Genomic DNA, 401 nt, shown 5'->3' with positions numbered 1-401 from the left:
GGCGGCCGTATGCATAAGTGCTCATACTTTCAGCTGTTGATTTCTGATTTATTATCTAATCTACAGTCTTGCTTGTGTCAATATGTCAAAGATCTCTTTCCTCTATTTCAAGGACAAGTGGAGAATATCGGGGTCGAACCGATGACCTCTTGCATGCCATGCAAACGCTCTAGCCAACTGAGCTAATCCCCCAAAAACAGATTTTGTTAGTACAAGAAGCCGAAGGAGTGTCTGAACAAACCAATGCTTCATCCCATTCTTTTGAAACTACCCTAATTATCTAAGATCCGTCTCCAGAAAGGAGGTGTTCCAGCCGCACCTTCCGGTACGGCTACCTTGTTACGACTTAGCCCCAATCACCGGTTTCACCCTAGGCCGACCCTTGCGGTCACGGACTTCAG

General features: G+C 46.4%; 1 tRNA gene and 1 rRNA gene. Both read right to left on the bottom strand.

Going from position 1 to position 401, the window contains the following annotated elements:
* Nucleotides 1-118 precede the first annotated feature (118 nt).
* Nucleotides 119-192, bottom strand: a tRNA-Ala gene (locus CIK88_RS08840).
* A 105-nt stretch (nucleotides 193-297) separates the two neighbouring features.
* Nucleotides 298-401 (bottom strand): 16S ribosomal RNA (locus CIK88_RS08835); the annotation flags it as partial.

Source organism: Prevotella sp. P5-50 (genome assembly GCF_002251295.1).
Lineage (GTDB): Bacteria > Bacteroidota > Bacteroidia > Bacteroidales > Bacteroidaceae > Prevotella.
Note: the sequence above shows the minus strand (reverse complement) of the source record. Positions and strands in the feature narration are given on the sequence as shown.